Annotated in this window: 14 protein-coding genes; 8 read left to right on the top strand and 6 right to left on the bottom strand. The window is 73.9% G+C overall.

Translation table 11 applies throughout. From position 1 onward, the window contains the following. The first annotated feature begins 51 nt into the window (after positions 1 to 51). On the top strand, positions 52 to 744 hold the full coding sequence (gene pdxH / locus ABD371_RS01890; RefSeq protein WP_381734324.1) for a pyridoxamine 5'-phosphate oxidase: 693 nt from the start codon (positions 52 to 54) through the stop codon (positions 742 to 744). A 464-nt stretch (positions 745 to 1208) separates the two neighbouring features. Beyond that, entirely contained in the window at positions 1209 to 2627 is a 1419-nt protein-coding gene (locus ABD371_RS01885) for a PAS domain-containing protein (RefSeq protein WP_344471893.1), read from the top strand. A gap of 167 nt (positions 2628 to 2794) precedes the next feature. Here ABD371_RS01885 and ABD371_RS01880 read toward each other — a convergent pair whose 3' ends face one another. Beyond that, positions 2795 to 3550, bottom strand: coding sequence for an SIS domain-containing protein (locus tag ABD371_RS01880; RefSeq protein WP_344471891.1), 756 nt, complete (start codon positions 3548 to 3550; stop codon positions 2795 to 2797). Positions 3551 to 3805: 255 nt separating this feature from the next. Here ABD371_RS01880 and ABD371_RS01875 point away from each other — a divergent pair, with 255 nt between their 5' ends. Further along, positions 3806 to 4498 (top strand): iron-dependent transcriptional repressor DtxR, encoded by a 693-nt coding sequence (locus ABD371_RS01875; protein ID WP_190124991.1) that lies wholly within the window; start codon positions 3806 to 3808, stop codon positions 4496 to 4498. 802 nt (positions 4499 to 5300) lie between these two features. Then, positions 5301 to 6266, top strand: coding sequence for an alpha/beta fold hydrolase (locus ABD371_RS01870; RefSeq protein ID WP_344471886.1), 966 nt, complete (start codon positions 5301 to 5303; stop codon positions 6264 to 6266). 93 nt (positions 6267 to 6359) lie between these two features. Here ABD371_RS01870 and ABD371_RS01865 read toward each other — a convergent pair whose 3' ends face one another. From ABD371_RS01865 to ABD371_RS01850, 4 genes are all read right to left on the bottom strand, one after another. Continuing rightward, positions 6360 to 6875, bottom strand: a complete 516-nt coding sequence (locus tag ABD371_RS01865) for a subtilase-type protease inhibitor (protein ID WP_344471884.1) — start codon at positions 6873 to 6875, stop codon at positions 6360 to 6362. A gap of 310 nt (positions 6876 to 7185) precedes the next feature. Beyond that, on the bottom strand, positions 7186 to 8820 hold the full coding sequence (locus ABD371_RS01860; protein ID WP_344471882.1) for a transporter: 1635 nt from the start codon (positions 8818 to 8820) through the stop codon (positions 7186 to 7188). Then, on the bottom strand, positions 8817 to 9686 hold the full coding sequence (locus tag ABD371_RS01855; RefSeq protein ID WP_344471880.1) for an ABC transporter ATP-binding protein: 870 nt from the start codon (positions 9684 to 9686) through the stop codon (positions 8817 to 8819). The genes ABD371_RS01860 and ABD371_RS01855 overlap by 4 nt, the downstream gene beginning before the upstream one ends. Before the next feature lie 85 nt (positions 9687 to 9771). Then, the gene (locus ABD371_RS01850; protein WP_381734363.1) at positions 9772 to 10437 is read right to left on the bottom strand and encodes a bifunctional DNA primase/polymerase; all 666 of its coding nucleotides are present in this window, start codon (positions 10435 to 10437) and stop codon (positions 9772 to 9774) included. 454 nt (positions 10438 to 10891) lie between these two features. Between ABD371_RS01850 and ABD371_RS01845 the strand changes: the two genes are divergently transcribed. Continuing rightward, complete coding sequence (locus ABD371_RS01845; protein ID WP_344471876.1) at positions 10892 to 12274, top strand: NsdA family TPR-like regulatory protein; 1383 nt, start codon at positions 10892 to 10894, stop codon at positions 12272 to 12274. Between the two features lie 152 nt (positions 12275 to 12426). After that, positions 12427 to 13995, top strand: a complete 1569-nt coding sequence (locus ABD371_RS01840) for a hypothetical protein (RefSeq protein ID WP_344471874.1) — start codon at positions 12427 to 12429, stop codon at positions 13993 to 13995. A gap of 361 nt (positions 13996 to 14356) precedes the next feature. On the opposite strand, the gene ABD371_RS01835 is transcribed toward ABD371_RS01840, so the two are convergent. Next, positions 14357 to 15739 (bottom strand): ABC transporter substrate-binding protein, encoded by a 1383-nt coding sequence (locus tag ABD371_RS01835; RefSeq protein ID WP_344471872.1) that lies wholly within the window; start codon positions 15737 to 15739, stop codon positions 14357 to 14359. Positions 15740 to 15915: 176 nt separating this feature from the next. Here ABD371_RS01835 and ABD371_RS01830 point away from each other — a divergent pair, with 176 nt between their 5' ends. Beyond that, on the top strand, positions 15916 to 16362 hold the full coding sequence (locus ABD371_RS01830) for an SCO4402 family protein (RefSeq protein WP_417801413.1): 447 nt from the start codon (positions 15916 to 15918) through the stop codon (positions 16360 to 16362). Positions 16363 to 16415: 53 nt separating this feature from the next. Beyond that, positions 16416 to 17267 carry a formyltetrahydrofolate deformylase gene (gene purU / locus ABD371_RS01825; protein WP_344471867.1) on the top strand — a complete coding sequence of 284 codons (852 nt, stop codon included), beginning with the start codon at positions 16416 to 16418 and terminating at the stop codon, positions 17265 to 17267. Positions 17268 to 17380: the final 113 nt, after the last annotated feature.

Genomic DNA, 17380 nt, shown 5'->3' with positions numbered 1-17380 from the left:
CCACTGACCCGGGGCCCCCGCCGCGGGCCGGGGTGTGGCCGCTGGGGCAGGATGACGGTCGTGACTGACTCCGCCGCCCAGAACGCCGTGCCGGATCCCGCCGTGCCGGATCCCGCCGTGATGCGGGAGCGCTACCGCTCCACCCCGCTGCTGGAGGAGGAGCTGGCCGCCGCCCCGATGGAGCAGTTCGCCCGCTGGTTCGGCCAGGCCGTCGCCGCCGGCCTGAGCGAGCCGAACGCCATGGTGGTGTCGACCGCGACCCCCGAGGGCCGGCCGTCCTCGCGCACGGTGCTGCTGAAGCGGCACGACGGGGAGGGTTTTGTCTTCTACACCAACTACGGCTCCCGCAAGGGCCGGGAGATCGCGGCGAACCCGCAGGTCTCGCTGCTCTTCCCCTGGCATCCGATCGCCCGTCAGATCGTGGTGACCGGGACGGCCGCGAGGGTCGGCAGGGACGAGACGGTCGCGTACTTCCGCAGCCGTCCGCACGGGTCCCGGCTCGGCGCGTGGGCGAGCGAGCAGTCCTCGGTGATCGGCTCCAGGCAGGAGTTGGTCGACCGGTACGAGGAGCTGGCCGCGCGCTACCCGGAGGGGGAGCCGGTGCCCGCCCCGCCGGAGTGGGGCGGCTTCCGGGTGGTGCCGGAGACGGTGGAGTTCTGGCAGGGGCATGAGAACCGGCTGCACGACCGGCTGCGGTACGTCCGGGAGGGCGGGAAGTGGCGAATTGAGCGGCTCGCGCCCTGAAAACGCTCCGAAAGCCCCCGGCGCGCCCTGAATGCGCCCCGCTATGCGCCTGGGTAAGACCCCGGTAAGCCCCTGGGTATGCCCCCGGGTGCGCCCGGGTGCGCCCGGGACAAAGGGAATGCGGAACGACCCGTGGGCCTGTTTCCTCCGTACGGGACGGAGGAAGCCGGTCGGACCACCGGCGGCCCACGGGTCGGGTGACTGCATTGGAGTGCGGCAGAAAACCTGCCACTGCACAGAGTGCGACAGCAGGCCTCTAGCCCGCAGTCACCTCACGCATCCGAAAAGAAACCACTTCCGGATCACCTCCTTTCGTCGTGTGCTTCACACCCTAGAAGCGCCCCCGGGCGGGCTCAACCGAATTAAATGAGCCGTTCTGACGGCGTCCGACGGACAACGAATAGCCGGAAGCTGGTGTGTCGTGGGTCACGTTCGAGTTGAATGTGGGGTGACAGGGGGCCGCGATGAGTGCTTCGAAGAGTGAGCCGACGCTGACGGCGACGGCGGGCGCGGGGGCGGAGCTGCTGGCCGCCCTTCTGGACGGGATGGACGCGGCGCTCTGCGCCTTCGGCGCGGACGGCACGATCACCCACTGGAACCGGGAGGCCGAGCGCGTCCTCGGCTGGTCGGCCCAGGAGGCCGTCGGGCGGCGCGGGTTCACCGGCTGGGCGGTCCGCTCCGCCGACGCCGCCGATGTGGAGGCCCGGTTGGCGGCTGCCATGGACGCCCCGGGGCGCACGGTCAACGAGTTCGCGCTGCTGCGCAAGGACGGCGGGCGGGTGCTGGTCCGTACCCAGTCCGCGCCGGTGCCCGGCGCGGCCGGCGAGCGGGCCGGGCTGTACTGCGCCTTCAACGAGGTGCATACGCAGATCGGGCTGGAGCGCTCGATCGCGCTGAGCGAGGCCCTCTTCGACGACACGTCCTGGGGTCTGGTCCTGGTCGACGTCGATCTGCGGCCGACGGTCGTCAACGTCTACGCGGCCGAGGCGCTGGGCACGGGCCGTCCGGTCCCGCTCGGCAGACCGCTGGGCGAGCTGGTGGTCCAGGGCGTGGAGGAGCTGGAGGCGGCGCTTCAGCACGTCCTGGCGGAGGGGGAGCCGCGCGGCGTCGGCGAGATGTGGGTGACCCTGGCGGGCGGGCCCGAGCCGGGGCGGCGGCGCTGCTGGCGCAGCGGCTTTCTGCGGCTGGGGTCCCCGCTGGCGGAGGAGCCCGTGCCGCTGGGGGTGGGCTGGGTGTTCCAGGACGTCACGGCCGCGAAGCTCGCCGAGCAGGAGGCGGACCGGCTGCGGTTCCGCGCCAGTCAGCTGCACCGGGCGGCCCGGGCGGCGGGGGAGTGCGAGGACCCGCTGGAGGCGGCCACCGCCTATCTCGACTTCGCGCTGGCCGGCTTCGCCGACCATGTGCTGGTCGACGTCGTGGAGCCGGGCGACCGGGGCCGGCTCGTCCGCGCGGCGGCGACCCCGGCGGGCGGTGCGCCCGGCCCCTGCGTGCCGGTCGCGGGCGGCGGCATCCCGGTCCGCTATCCGAGCGGCCACCCCGCGCTCCAGGCGGCCGAGCGCATCGGCTCGGTCCGCGCCAGCGCGCCCGCCGCTGCCGCCGTGCCCGCCCCGGCGGCCGGCCCGGGCGGTACGGGCCCGAGCACCGGCACGGGCATGCCGGCAGGAGCCGCGTCGGCGAGCTGGTCCAGGGAGCGCCAGTGGCCCGCCGGCATGAGCCACGCCCTCTGCACGGTCCTGCGCAGCCGGGGCCGCACCCTGGGCGTCGTGACCTTCCTGCGTGGCAGCACCCGGCCGGTCTTCGAGCGCGCGGACGCGGTGTACGCGGAGAGCATGTCGGCCATGGCGGCGCTCGCCCTGGACCTCGCGGGCCGCGGCCCGAGCTGACCGGCCCGGCCGGCCCGGCCTGGTCTCCGGACGCGGAGCCGCCCCGGGGCCGGTCGGCGTCCGGGGCGGCTGCGCGGTCCGCGGTCCGCGGTCCGCGCATGAGGTGTACGGGGTGCACGGGCGACGGCGCGGGGCGCGCGGCTCCCGGACCGGGAGCCCCCTGGGGCTCAGCGCCGGTAGAAGATCCGGTCGCCGTACTCCCGCATCACGCGGCCGTTCCACTCGTGCCCGCCGTCCACATTCCCCGAGCGCAGCATCGGCGGCTCGAAGCCGCGCGCCACCAGCAGCTCGGCCGCCGCCGCCAGGGTCGCCTGCATCAGGGCGCTGGTGACCACGGTCGAGGCCGGGGCGAAGGGGGCCTCGATGCCCTCGTGGGTCAGCTCCGCGTCCCCGACGGCGATCTTGGAGTCCAGGACGACGTCGCAGTGGTCCCGGAGGAAGCCGCCGGAGACGTGCCGGGACCTGGTCTGCTCGGCGTACGCCACCGAGGTCACCCCGATGACCTTGATGCCGAGCGCCCGGGCGTTCATCGCCATCTCGACGGGGAGCGCGTTCCGCCCGGAGAGCGAGATGATCACGAGGGTGTCGCCCGCCCGCAGCGGGCTGGTGTCGAGCACGGCCGCGGCCAGCCCGTCGACCCGCTCCAGCGCGGATCCCAGGGTGGCGGGCATGACGTCGACGCCGACCACGCCGGGGACGGCGAGCAGATTCATCAGGGCGAGTCCGCCGGCCCGGTAGACGACGTCCTGGGCGGCGAGCGAGGAGTGTCCTGCTCCGAAGGCGAAGAGCCTGCCGCCCGCGACGACGGTGTCCGCGATGACCCCGCCGGCGGCGGCTACGCTGTCCGCCTCCTCGTCGCGCACGCGTTCCAGCAGACCGATGGCCGCGTCGAAGAACTGACCGGCCAGCTTGCTCTCGCTCATCATTGAGCCCTCTCCGGAGGTTCGGGGACGCGGAATGCGGGCGCGCGTACCCGGGACATGTGGAACATGGAGCGCGCCGGGGAATACCCGTGCCGCCGATCACGTTGCGGTCTGGACCATTGCCCTGTCAATACTGTCCCTACAGTCTCCACAACGGCTCTGCCCGGCGGCTTCTCCCGGCGCGGCACGGTTGTCGGCGGGATGCGTAAGAATTGACTCCGGGGCCGCAGCGCACGATTTCATCGAGGGGCACGTATGTCCGGACTGATCGACACCACGGAGATGTATCTCCGCACCATCCTCGAACTGGAAGAGGAAGGTGTGGTTCCCATGCGCGCCCGTATCGCCGAGCGGCTCGACCAGAGCGGGCCCACGGTCAGTCAGACCGTGGCCCGCATGGAGCGGGACGGCTTGGTGACGGTCGCGGGGGACCGCCACCTGGAGCTGACCGACGAGGGCAGGAAGCTGGCGACGCGCGTGATGCGCAAGCACCGCCTCGCCGAATGCCTCCTCGTCGATGTGATCGGCCTGGAGTGGGAGCAGGTCCACGCGGAGGCCTGCCGCTGGGAGCATGTGATGAGCGAGGCGGTGGAGCGCCGGGTGCTGGAGCTGCTGCGCCACCCCACCGAGTCGCCCTACGGCAACCCGATCCCGGGCCTGGAGGAGCTGGGCGAGAAGGCGGAGGCCGATCCGTTCCTGGACGACTCCATGGTCTCGCTGGCCGATCTGGACCCCGGGGTGGACGGCAAGACGGTGATCGTCCGCAGGATCGGCGAGCCGATCCAGACCGACGCCCAGCTGATGTACACCCTGCGGCGCGCGGGTGTGCAGCCCGGCTCGGTGGTCAGCGTGACCGAGTCGCCCGGCGGGGTGCTGGTGGGCAGCAGCGGGGAGGCCGCGGAGCTGGAGGCGGATGTCGCCTCCCACGTCTTCGTGGCCAAGCGCTGAGCCACGCCCGTCAGTGACACACGAGTGAAGAACGGCCCGGGCTCACCCCCGGGCCACGCCGGGGCCCTCCCGTGCGCCCGGCCGGGACGACCTTGGCCCCCGGGGCGCGCGGCAGGGCCTTCGCCGTCTCCGGGGCGGCTTCAGGCCAGGTGCCGGGGGAGCGGACGGGAGGGCCGTCGCCGCCCCGGGAGCTGGGGGCGGGCCGCGCCCCGAGGGGCGGAGCCGCCGCCGGGGACGGGTCCTCGGGCCGTGACGGCCGCCCCCGCCCGGCCGTGCGCCAGGGCCCCGGTATCACCGGATATCACCGGCCCCAGCGGCACCGTTTTCGGCCCCGGGGGAAGCCCTGCGGGCCCCTCGCGTGCGAGGCTGTCGCCGAGGCATATGACATACGGCCGGGGAGGGATCAGGGTGACTCGCCCGTCGTACGCCCCCACGCGTCCGGCTCCGCCGGCGCGCCGCGTAACCGCGCTCCCCGAGGGCGGTCCGCGCCCCGGGCCGGACGGCACTCCGGCACGGGAGTGCCCCGGCGCCCGAGGACGCCGGGGCCTGCCCTCCCCCGCGCTGACCCGGAGCCCCGAGCTCCCAGGGTCAGCCCCCACGGACCGTCTTCCCCGAGCGGCCCGCCTCCCGCAGAAGGTCTCCCCTCGCCGACGGGAGTCATGCCTGGTGAGGGGTCACTCGAACGAGGGGTGTTGCCTCCCGAAGCCGCATCTTCGAACGCTGGTTCGATAAACTGAAGGAGTCCGGCGGGGAGGGGTCCGGCCGGACGGACGACCGGGGAAGAGAAGGGGGTGCCGGGCACATGGTGCGCCGCATCGACGTGACCGGAGCCGGCGGCGTACACCTGGCCGCCTGGGAGTTCACCAGATCGCCGGAGGGGGGCCAGGAGTCCGGCGGGGAGTGTGCCGGGGCCCCTGGGGAGGGCTCCGAGGAGAGCGCGGAGCCCGACTCCGCCCCCGGCGTCTTACTGCTGCACGGCCTGATGGGCCGGGCCTCGCACTGGGCCCCGGCGGCCCGGCTGCTGACCGGGAGCCACCGGGTGGTCGCGCTCGACCAGCGGGGCCACGGCGACAGCGGCAAGCCCGCCGAGGGCCCCTTCACCCGCGAGGCGCACCTCGCCGACGCGGTGGCGGTGATCGAGCGGCTGGGCCTCGCCCCGGTGACCCTGGTGGGGCACGCGGCGGGCGCGCTCACCGCCTGGCAGCTCGCCGCCGCCCGCCCCGACCTGGTCCGGGCGCTGATCGTCTGCGACATGCGGGCGGCTGCCCACGGCGCGGCCTCCCAGCGGGAATGGGCGGACTGGTTCCGCTCCTGGCCGCTGCCGTTCGCCTCGCTCGCCGAGGCCCGCCACTGGTTCGGCGAGGCGGACCCCTGGCTGGAGCGCCCCAGCCCCGCGCGCGGCGAGTTCTTCGCGGAGATGATGGCCGAAGGGGCGGAGGGCTGGCGTCCGGTCTTCTCCCGCGAGCAGCTGCTCGCCGCCCGCGCCGCCTGGGCCCACGACGCCCACTGGGACCAGCTGGCCCAGGTCACCTGCCCCGCCCTGGTCGTCCGGGGGCCGGACGGCCAGCTGGGCCGCGCCGAGGCCCAGGAGATGGTCCGGGTGCTCCCCCGAGGGCGGTACGCGGAGGTGGCCGAGGGCGGTCATCTGGTCCACTACGAGCGGCCGGCGGCCTGGTACGCGGCGATAGAACCCTTCCTCGACGCGCACTGCCGGGACCGCGACCGCGCCCCCGAGGGCGACGGAGTGCGCGCGTCCGGGCCGGGCTGAGCGCCCGGCCCGGACACCGGCCGTCCCGTGCGGAGGACGGCCGGAGCGGCCCCGACACGCCGTCGGGAAGGCCCGGCGGGGACCGGGCGGGGATCAGAAGGAGAACAGCGCCCCGGGCAGGTACGCGCCCATCTCGCAGCCGTTGTTGTACGTCGCCGTCCACGCGACCCGCTCGCCCTGCCACACCCCGTCCGCCGTCACCGTGACCGGGTCGTACTCGCGCGTGCACAACGTCTGCGGCAGCGCCGTCGGCAGCGCCGCGAACTCGCCGTCCACCGAGCGCAGTTCGCCGCAGGCGGCGGCGGGCGAGGGGTGGGTGCCGTGGGCGCGCGGCGTACAGCCGAGGGTGACCGCGCGCTCCACGGCCGCGCTCATCGGGTCGGTGCCCTTGCCGACGCTGAGGACGAGCGCGGAGGGCGCGTACAGCCGGGCCGTCCGCCCGGCCGCCGCGCCCTCGAAGGACCCGGCGGCGGCAGGGGCCGCCAGGGTGTGCGTCACGACCGGCCGCACCGGCTCGGACCGGGTCTGAGCGGCCTGCGCCGAGACCGCGGCGGTCGCGCTGAGCACCAGCGCGGCGGTGACGGCGATCGTGCTGCGAACAGAACGCATCGGTGAAGCTCCTTCGCTCTGAGGGTGATTGCGCTCGGGAGTCTCGCGTACGCGGACAGTGAGCGCACCTCGATCGCGTCTTTCCGGCCGCAGGGGTCCCGGCAGGGGTGACCGAATGTTCGTTTGGGCAGCTCGCGACGGGTGCCGAACGCTCCCGCAAGGCGTCCGGCATATGGACAATCTTGAGTGGTCCGCTCAGAAAGAACCGCCTGAGCTGGGAAAACGCTCAGGCGGTACGTTTCTTCGCCACCCCGCTTCGACGGGAAAACACCCTCGCCGAAGGCGGCGGATCACCCCTCGTCCTCCCTCGTCACCCCTTGCTGACCGCCGCCAGGATCTCCGGCAGCCGCTTCGCCGTCTGCGGCGCGGCGATCCGCAGCCCGGCCCAGCCGATCAGCAGCCCGTACAGCGCCCCGGCGGGCAGGATCAGCCACAGCATGCCCTCGTCGCCCGACAGATGCAGCCAGACCGTCGGGACGATCACCGGCAGGGAGAGCAGCAGGGCGGCGACCATCCCGCCGAAGAGCGACATCCAGGCCAGCGCCGCCTGTCCGGGGGCGACGCTCTTGTACCCGCTGTCCTGCGGGATCGAGTACGCCAGCCGGGCCGAGGCCACCGCCCCCGTGCCCAGGAACACGCCCAGCGCCGCGAACGACACCCCGAGCGCCGAGGGCAGCGCCCCCCAGTCGCCCAGCACGGCCGCCGTCACCGCCGTCGTCACCACGGTGTACGGGAGGGTGATCACCAGCAGCGCCAGCGCCCGCGCCCGCAGCTCCTCGTACGCCTCGCGCGTCGTCGAGATCGTCTGCGCGACCATCCAGAACGCCGAGGTGTCCTGCCCGAACTGGTTGTACATCAGCATGCCGAGCATGCCCGTCGCGAAGCAGGCGAGATAGACCGAGCCGGTCCCCTGCGCGGCGCTGAACAGCGGCACGAGCAGACCGATCGCCAGCCCGGTGACCCAGGACGCCTTGGTCTTCGGGTCCCGCCAGGCGTACCGCAGACCGCGCAGCATCACCGCGCCGGTGCGGCCCTCGGGCAGCAGCCGCGACAGCGTGCCGGACGACTCCCCGCCGGTGGCCGAGTCCTGGGCCGCGCCCAGCGTCGAGCCGTCGGGGGAGGTCATCAGCTTCGTCAGATTCCGCTGCCAGGACCACAGCAGCGCGGCCAGCGCGGCGGCCGACAGCGCCAGCTGCGCCAGTGCGAAGCCGTAGCGGCCCTCGCTCGCGGAGTCGATCGAGCCGATCGCGGAGGCCGGCGGCAGCCAGGTCACGATCCGCGCGGCGGGCTCCAGCACGGAGAGCCCGCCCGCCTCGCCGATCCGCTGCACGCCGAAGTTCACCAGCTGGAAGCCGAGGGCGACCAGCAGCCCGCTCAGCAGCGCCAGATCACGGCCCTTGCGCGAGGTCAGCAGCCGGACGTTGGCCGCGGCGACGGCCCGCGCCAGCGCCACACAGATCAGCAGCGCCAGCGGCACGGCGAGCAGCGAGACGGCCACGGCCGCGAGGCCGTGCGCGAGCGCGAGCGCCGATCCGACCACCAGACAGAGCGCGAAGAGCGGTCCTATGCCCACCAGCGACGAGACCAGCAGCGCGGCGACCAGCGGGCGCGGGCGCAGCGGCAGCATCACCAGCCGGGTCGAGTCGAGCGTCTCGTCGCCGCCGGGGGCGAAGAGCGGCATCACGGCCCAGGCGAGCGCCAGCACCGCCGTCAGCAGGACGGTGAGGGTCGCCGCGCCGTTGCCGCCGCGCAGCACGATCAGCCCGATCAGCAGGCCCGCCGCGAAGAGGACGGTGAAGACGAGCGAGAGGACGAAGACGGCGGTGCGCGCGGAGGACTGGCGCAGCCCGTTGCGGAGCAGCGACAGCTTCAGCCGTACGAAGATCCTCGCCAGCTCCCCGGTGCCGGGCCCGGCACCGGTGCCCGCCGCGGCCGGGGCGCTCAACGCGCACCGCCCGCGGCGCCCGTACCGCCGTCACCGGCCGCGGCGTTGCCGCCGAGCCAGTCCAGCGCCTCGTGGGCGGTGTCCCGGCCGGTCGCCCCGACCAGCTCCAGGAAGGCGCTCTGGAGCGACGGCGCGTCGCCGCGTACCTCCGCGAGCGGACCCTGCGCCCGGATCCGGCCGGCGGCCATCACCGCGACCCAGTCGCACAGCGACTCCACCAGCTCCATCACATGGCTGGAGAAGACCACCGTCGCGCCGGAGGAGGTGTAGCGCTCCAGCACCCCCCGGATCGTCTGCGCCGAGACCGGGTCGACGCCCTCGAACGGCTCGTCCAGGAAGAGGACCTCGGGGTTGTGCAGCAGCGCCGCCGCCAGCCCGATCTTCTTGCGCATGCCCGTGGAGTAGTCCACGACCAGCTTGTTCTGAGATCCCGTCAGATCCAGTACGCCCAGGAGCTGGTCGGCCCGCTTGTCGACCTCCGCGCCCGGCAGTCCGCGCAGCCGCCCGGTGTAGGCGAGCAGCTCACGGCCGGAGAGGCGCTCGAAGAGGCGCAGCCCTTCCGGCAGTACGCCGATCCGGGACTTGACCGCCACCGGGTCCCGCCACACATCGTGCCCGGCGACCTCCACCCGTCCCTGGTCGGGGCGGAGCAGGCCGGTCACCATCGAGAGGGTGGTCGTCTTGCCCGCGCCGTTGGGGCCCACCAGGCCGATGAACCTGCCGGCGGGGAGGGTGAGGTCGACGCCGGACACGGCGATCTGCTCGCCGAACCGCTTCCACAGCCCCTCCACCCGAACAGCGGGCGGTGCGACCGGCGCCCCGCCCGCGTCTGTGCCCCCGGTCCCTGTCGCCCGGATATCCGGCATGGTGCCCGCCTTTCGGTGTCCCCTATGTCACGCACGTATTGGATATGTACGCGTCAGTACCAGGTCCACCTTATGTAGGCGTCTCCTAAGCGTTCCGGGCGCGTGCCGCGACGGCGTCCCGCCCGCACGCGTACGCCAGCGGGCTGATCAGCTCCTCGGCGTCCGGCAGCCACCGGTTGGCGTTGGTGGGCCTGCGCGCCCACTGCACCGCGCCCCGGCCGCCGACCCGGGTCGGCGGGGCCGGTACGTAGTGCCCCTCGCCCCGCGCGATCAGATCCAGCGAGCTGGGGGCCCAGCCGAGACCCCGGATCAGATCCGGCGCCTTGGCCACCGCACCCGGCAGCACGAAGAACAGCATCCGCCGGTCCGGGGTGCAGGCCACCGGCCCCAGCGGCAGCTCCATCCGCTCCAGCCTGGCCAGCGCCAGGAAGCCCGAGGACTCGGGCAGGTCGAGAACGTCGAAGGCGCGCCCCGTCGGCAGCAGGATCGAGGCCCTGGGGTCCTTCCCCCACATCCGGCGGACGGCGGTCGCGCTGCCCGTCGCCTGGCTCGCCCAGTCGGAATTCACCGCGTGCGCGCCCGGCGTCCCGCAGGAGGTGTCGCCGCACGAGCAGTGCTCCCTGCCGTCGGCCGCCTCCAGCCAGGTCCCCGGAAATACGTCCCAGTGCCGCTCCTCCGCGTACCGCACCGCGTGATCCAGCAGCTGTTCGCCCCTCTGCTGGGGGATCTCCGCGGTTTCTCTCACTCCAATGGTCTCTTCCACGACCAGTCAACTCCCACCATCACCTTGAGTTACGGGCACCCTACGGCCCGCCCCGCGCTCATGATCCCGCATATGGGGCGCATGGATGCACGGACGGGGGCGCGCGTGGAGACGGACCTCGGGGGCGGGTAGCTACGTGTACAAGGGGGGCGGGATGTCGTCTGTTCCGGGCGGTGGCGCGGGTCGGCCGTCCGTCCGGACCCGGAGGGCCGAAGAGGGCCTTCCGGCCGTTGTCCGGACGGGGTCTTTCCGTGGGGCGCGGCCCTGTGGGCAGGTTCTGACGGTCCGTTCGCGCCCGTTCACGGACGGATTCCGGAAGCGTCCGGAAGCAGCGTGGGCAGCCCTAGTGGAAAAACCAGACCAAGTCCGTCAATTCTGCATTCTCCGTATATCAGCCGGGCATCGATCCCTGAGCGGATCACCGCGGCCTCAGGAGGTTTTCATGGCAGCCAGGCCTCTCGTCGCCCGACAGCCGAACGAACGGTTGCAGGCGCTCATTCAGGAAGCCGGGTGTTCCAACGCCGGGCTCGCCCGCCGCGTCAACATGGTCGGCGCGGAACGCGGGTTGGACCTGCGGTACGACAAGACATCGGTGGCGCGGTGGCTGCGCGGACAGCAGCCGCGCGGGCGCGCGCCCGGCATCATCGCCGAGGCGCTGGGCCGCAAGCTCGGCCGTACGGTCACGATCGACGAGACCGGCATGGCCAACGGCAAGAACCTCGCGTCCGGCGTGGGGCTCCAGTTCTCCCCGACCGTGCTCGGCGCGATCGAGCAGGTCTGCGAGTTGTGGCGCAGCGACGTCGGCCGCCGCGACTTCCTCTCCGGCACCTCGGTCGCGGCCTCCGCGCTGGTCGAACCCAGCCGCGACTGGCTGATCACCGGCGCGGACAGCCAGGTGGCGCGCTCGGCCGGCTCCCGGGTCGGCACCTGCGACGTGGAGGCGGTGCGGGCGATGACGGCCGCGCTGACCGAGCTGGACCACCGCTTCGGCAGCGGGCATGTCCGCCCGGTCGTCGTCCACTACCTCAACTCCGTGGTCTCCGGGCTGCTCTCCGGGTCCTACCGGGAGTCCGTCGGCCGCGAACTCTTCGCGGCGGTCGCCCGGCTGACCGAGCTGGCGGGGTACATGGCCGTCGACACCGGACAGCCCGGACTCGCCCAGCGCTACTACATCCAGGCCCTGCGCCTCGCCCAGGCGGCGGGCGACCGCGGCTACGGCGGCTATGTGCTGGCCGCCTCCATGAGCCATCTCGCCGCCCAGCTGGGCAACCCCCGGGAGATCGCCCAACTGGCCCGCGCCGCGCAGGAGGGCGCGCGCGGACACGCCACCCCGCGCGCCGAGGCGATGTTCCTCGCCGCCGAGGCGCGCGGACACGCCCTGCTGGGGGACTCCCGCACCTGCCACACCGTGGCGGGGAAGGCGATCGCCTCGCTGGAGCGGGCGGAGCCCGAGTCGGGCGACGACCCGTCCTGGATCTCCCACTTCGACCGCGCCTATCTCGCCGACGAACTCGCCCACTGCTACCGGGACCTGGCCCGCCCCGAGGCCGCCGCGCACCACGCGGCCGAGGCGCTGGACGGCCACCCGGAGACCAGGGCGCGCCGGCGGGCGATCGGTCTCGTCGTACTGGCCACCGCCCAGGTGCAGCAGCGCGAGGTGGAACAGGCGTGCCACACGGGCGGCCGGGCGCTGGATCTGCTCTCCCGGCTGCGCTCCAGCCGGGGCGCGGAGTATCTGGAGGACTTCCAGCAGCGCCTGGAGCCGTACGCGGACGAACCGGCGGTCCGGGAGTTCGGGGCGCGGGTGGAGCTCCAGGCGGCATGAGCCCGGGTCTTGAGTGAGGACGGTCACACGCCGTTCCCGGGAAGCGACTTGAGGAGGCATGTCCGACAGGCTCCACGGCGCGTGTGCGGCGGGACTCCGGGCAGCCGGTAGCGTGAACCGACGGTCCCGCACGCCCATACGGAGGAGTCCTCGTGACGCACAGCGGACAGGGTGACGATCGGGGCGGCGAGCTGCCCCCCGAGACGGCCGGCCCCTGGGCGCCCCGGGGCGCGGGCGAGCGGCCCGCCCCGGCGGACGGACAGCAGTGGGGGCAGCGGCCTCCCGCGCCCCCGCAGCAGTGGGGCCCACCCGGGCAGTCCTGGCAGGGCGAGCCCCCGTACCCGCCCGCTCCGCAGCCGTCGCAGCCGCCTCAGCCGCCTCAGGCGCCGGACGACTGGTACGGCGTACGGTCCCAGCCGCTGCCCCCGGCCGAGCCCTTCGGCCAGGGGCCGTCGGACGCCACGCAGGTGATCCCGCCCGTGGGGCCGGGACCGTCCGACGCCACACAGCTCATCCCGCCCGTCGGCGGGGCCCCGATGGACGCCACCCAGGTGATCCCGCCCGTCGGGGCGGGCCCGCTGCCCGGGGAACTGCCCGGGGAACTGCCCGGCCACCTGCCGCCGTTCGGCCAGGGGCCGTCCGACGCGACGCAGGTCATCCCGCCGGTCGGGGTCGGCCCCGTGGACGCGACCCAGGTCATTCCGCCCGTCGGGGCCGAGCCGGTGGACGCGACCCAGGTGATCCCGCCCGTCGGGCCGGGGGCGCTGCCTCCCGAGAGCCCGGCCGAGTCCACCGCGTACCTCGGCGCGCACCGCCGCCGGGACGCGCCGCCGGTCCCGCCGCCGCCCACGGGCGCGCCGTACGGGATCAGGCCCGGAGCCCCCGGCGACCGGCCGCCGCCCGCCGAGTTCGACAATCTCTTCCGTACGGGGGACGGGGGCCCGCAGCCGGTCCCGCAGCAGCAGTTCCCGCCCCCGCCGCCCTTGGGGACGCCTCCGCCGCAGACTCCGCAGCCCCGGGGCGCGGGCGACGGCTCGCACCGCAGGGCGCAGCGCCGCGCCGCCCCGCGCCGGCGCATGGGGGCCCCGGTCGTCGCGGCCGTCGTGGTCGGCTGCGCGGTGCTCGGCCTGGGCGTCGGCGCGCTGATGTTCGGCGGGGACGACGGCGAGAAGGACCCCGCCTCGGCGGCCGACCCGGCGACGGCCTCCGCCCCGCCCAGCACCGCCCCCTCCGCCGCGCCCTCCTCGGAGCCGCCCGCCGAGGACCCGGTGAAGACGCAGGCCAAGGCGCTCGATCTGCTCCTCGCTGACAGCAACGACAGCCGGTCGGCGGTGATCCGCTCGGTGGCCAACATCCGTCAGTGCAAGAACCTCGGACAGGCCGCCGCCGATCTGCGCGCCGCCGCCGAGCAGCGCCGGAGCCTGGTGACCCGGCTGGGCGGCCTGGACATCGGCAAGCTCCCCGAGCACGAGGACCTCGCCGAGTCGCTCACCGAGGCCTGGCAGGCCTCCGCCTCGGCGGACGACCACTACGCCGCCTGGGCCGACCAGACCGGCCGGAAGAAGGGCTGCAAGAACGGCAAGGCCCGCAACACCTCCCGGGCCGCCGAGGGCAACAGCGCGAGCGGCGAGGCCACCGAGGCCAAACAGGAGGCCGCCGCCCTCTGGAACCCGATCGCCACCGCCCACGGCCTCCCCAGGCGCGGCAGCCACCAGCTCTGACGCCCGCGCTCGCCGCCGTACGGCCGGTCCGTGACCGTGTCCCGGTCCCGCCGCGCCGGGACCTCCGGCACGGCACACCTTTCCGGCCACAGCGCCGGCCTGTGACGCGGCGGGCCCCGGGCGGGCGCAGGCCCGCCCGGCCCACCGTGGCTTTCCCCGCCGCCCTTCGGACGCGAGGGGGGGTGCCCCGGCGAAGCGGGGGGCAGCACCGGACGCCGCGCTCCCCGGGTAGCCCTCCCGGGGCCGTCGCCGTCCTCTGAGGCCCCGGAGGAGCGGCGAGCCGGGTTCCCGGCCGTCCACGGGCCTTCCCGGGGGCGTACGGGCTCTCCCCGGGCGCACCCCCGGGCCGGGGCGTGGGTCGTCAGTCCGCGACGGAGCCCGAGAGCGTCTCGGTGACGTCCACGGAGTCCTCGCGCTGCTCCACCAGCCGCCCCTCCCGCACCACCTGGAAGGTCACCCTGGGGTTCACGATCCGGGGGAAGTCGGGGATGCCGAGCATGTCCTCGTGCTCCCAGCGCAGTTCGGGGGTGAGCCCGCCGGTCGTCACGCGTACGCCCTCGTCGAGGGCCTGGGTGATCTTTCCCGAGGTGATCTCGTCGGTGTCGAGGGACTCGATGACCGCGGCGAGGACGGTGTACGCGATCCAGGTGGTCTGCACGCCCGCGTCGGCCGGGTCGACGCGGTTGTCGGCGAAGGCGTGCTCGGCGATCACCCGTCTCATCTCCGCCCAGCGGCTGTCGCCCGCGGCGGGGTACCAGCCGGTGATGAACGCGCCTTCGAGGGGACCGCCGCGACCGCCGGTGCGGTCGATCAGGGACTGGCCGACGCTGCCGATGACCGAGGAGACCCGTACCCGGGATCCGTCCTCGGGCAGCCGCCGGAAGGAGTCGAAGAAGGTCTCGGTGCGCTCGCCGAGCGCGGCGGTGACGCATCCCGGCCGGGACTCCTCCCCGGAGCCGGAGCCGGAGCCGGAGCCGGAGCCGGAGCCGGAGCCGGACCCGGAGTCCGCCGGGGAGCCGGAGCCCGCGCCCGCCTCGGTACGGGCCCGGGCGGCGACCCCGGTGTAGTCGGTGGCGTCCTCGCGGGCGAGCACGTCGGCGGTGCGGCTCCCGGCCGCCGCGAGCCCCGCGTTCAGCAGCTGCGGCAGCTGGTCCCCGGCGGCGGAGTCCGGCCGGACCAGCGCGACCCGGTCGCAGACGTCGGCGAGCTGGAGCCCGTGCCCGGCGAGGAGAGCCGGCTGACCGCCGTTGACGGGGAAGGACAGATAGCTGCTGAACTCCTCGTCCGAGATGCCGAACCCGCCGATGAAGGGGATCCCGGCCGCCTCCAGCGTCGGCAGGAAGGCGTCCCCGTGCTGGCTGTACGAGCCGACGACCGCGACCGCCCTCTCCTCCACCGCGCGCCGGGCGCAGGCCGAGGCCCCCTGGGCGGTGTTCCGCTCGTTGCAGGTGACGACCCGCAGCCGGTGCCCGTCGACGCCGCCCCGCGCGTTCACCCAGCGGGCGTACGTGTCGGCCATGGCGTTCATCCCCGGCATATTGGTCGCCCCGGTCTTCTCGGGCGCGAAGGTCACCACCGTCACGGGCTCCCCGGAGCCGTCGGAGCCGCCCGGCACCACCCCGCAGCCGGTGATCAGCAGCACTCCGGCGGTCGCCGCTGCGGCAGCGGCGGCGGCAGCCGTCCGGGCCGGGGTGGATCGGGGCCCCGAGGGCCCGGGGGAGGTCGAGCGTCGCCTACGGGTCATGGCCCGTCACCCTTCCGCCGCCCGGGTAACGCAGGTGTGTGCGCCCGTCAACGCGGGGTGTCGGAAAGGTGAATTGCGGGGGGCCTGCGGCGCGCGCGGGCGGAGACCGTACGATCGAAGGCGTGCACCAGCAAGGACCGGTCCCCTCTTCCCGCCGCGGCCGTCGCTCATCCACCATGGGCGGTATGCCGCTCAACGACATGCCCTGGTGGCGCTGGCGCACCCAGGTGCGCTCGGCCCTGCACATGCTCTCCGACCCCGCGTTCCAGCAGGAGGCCTGGCTGGCCGGCCTGGAGGGATACGGCGATGTCACCGACGCCGTCTACCGGCTGGTCGAGGACACCTGGCTGGACAACTGGTCCGCCGAGAAATACGTCGGCACGATCTTCCGCGACTCCGGCGAGGCCACGCTGGTCGACGCCGCCGTGCTGCGGACGCTGCGGATCATGCACCACGTCGGCGCGGACGCCCATGTCTCGGCGTACATGGCGCACCCCGGCTGGCCGGACGCGGTCCGGGCCTGCCGTGAGGCCCATGTGCTGCTGTCGGCCAATGACGGCGAGGACCCGGACACCCCGCCCCGATCGCTCGATGTGCTGCGGATCATAACGCGCACGGGTTGACCGTTCCGTGGACGGCTTCCGGCCGGGGGCCGAGTCTGTGGCACTCTACGAGGATGACCGACCAGTACGTCCTGACCCTCTCCTGCCCGGACAAGCAGGGCATCGTCCACGCCGTGTCGAGTTATCTCTTCATCACCGGCTGCAACATCGAGGACAGCCAGCAGTTCGGCGACCAGGACACGGGTCTGTTCTTCATGCGGGTCCACTTCTCGGCCGAGGCCCCGGTGACCGTGGAGAAGCTGCGCGCCAGCTTCGCCGCCGTGGGCGACTCCTTCCAGATGGACTGGCAGATCCATCTCGCCGAGGAGCCCATGCGGATCGTCCTCATGGTCAGCAAGTTCGGTCACTGCCTCAACGACCTGCTCTTCCGCTCCAGCATCGGCGCGCTGCCGGTGGAGATCGCGGCCGTGGTCTCCAACCACACCGACTTCGCCGAGCTGGTCGCCTCGTACCACATCCCCTTCCACCACATTCCGGTGAACCGGGAGAACAAGCCGGAGGCGGAGGCGCGGCTGCTGGAGCTGGTGCGCGAGGAGAGGGTGGAGCTGGTGGTGCTCGCCCGCTACATGCAGGTGCTCTCCGACGATCTGTGCAAGCGGCTCAGCGGCCGGATCATCAACATTCACCACTCCTTCCTGCCGAGCTTCAAGGGCGCGAAGCCCTACCACCAGGCGCACGCGCGCGGGGTGAAGCTGATCGGGGCCACGGCGCACTATGTGACCGCCGACCTGGACGAGGGCCCGATCATCGAGCAGGAGGTCGAGCGGGTGGGGCACGGGGTGACCCCGGAGCAGCTGGTGGCGGTCGGCCGCGATGTGGAGTGCCAGGCGCTGGCGCGCGCGGTGAAGTGGCACGCGGAGCACCGGATTCTGCTGAACGGCCGACGTACCGTCATCTTCGACTGATACCCATGACCATGGGGCCCGTACCCGTAGGGTGGGGCCGCCGGACCATATGACCGCCGTGTGGCGGGGGCGTGCGGGCCCCCGCCACACGGCTCCCTCCGTCCGTGTGCGCC

The sequence above is a fragment of the Streptomyces amakusaensis genome (genome assembly GCF_039532665.1).
Classification (GTDB): domain Bacteria; phylum Actinomycetota; class Actinomycetes; order Streptomycetales; family Streptomycetaceae; genus Streptomyces; species Streptomyces amakusaensis.
The sequence above is the reverse complement of the archived record's forward strand: the minus strand, read 5'-3'. Positions and strand labels throughout refer to the sequence as shown.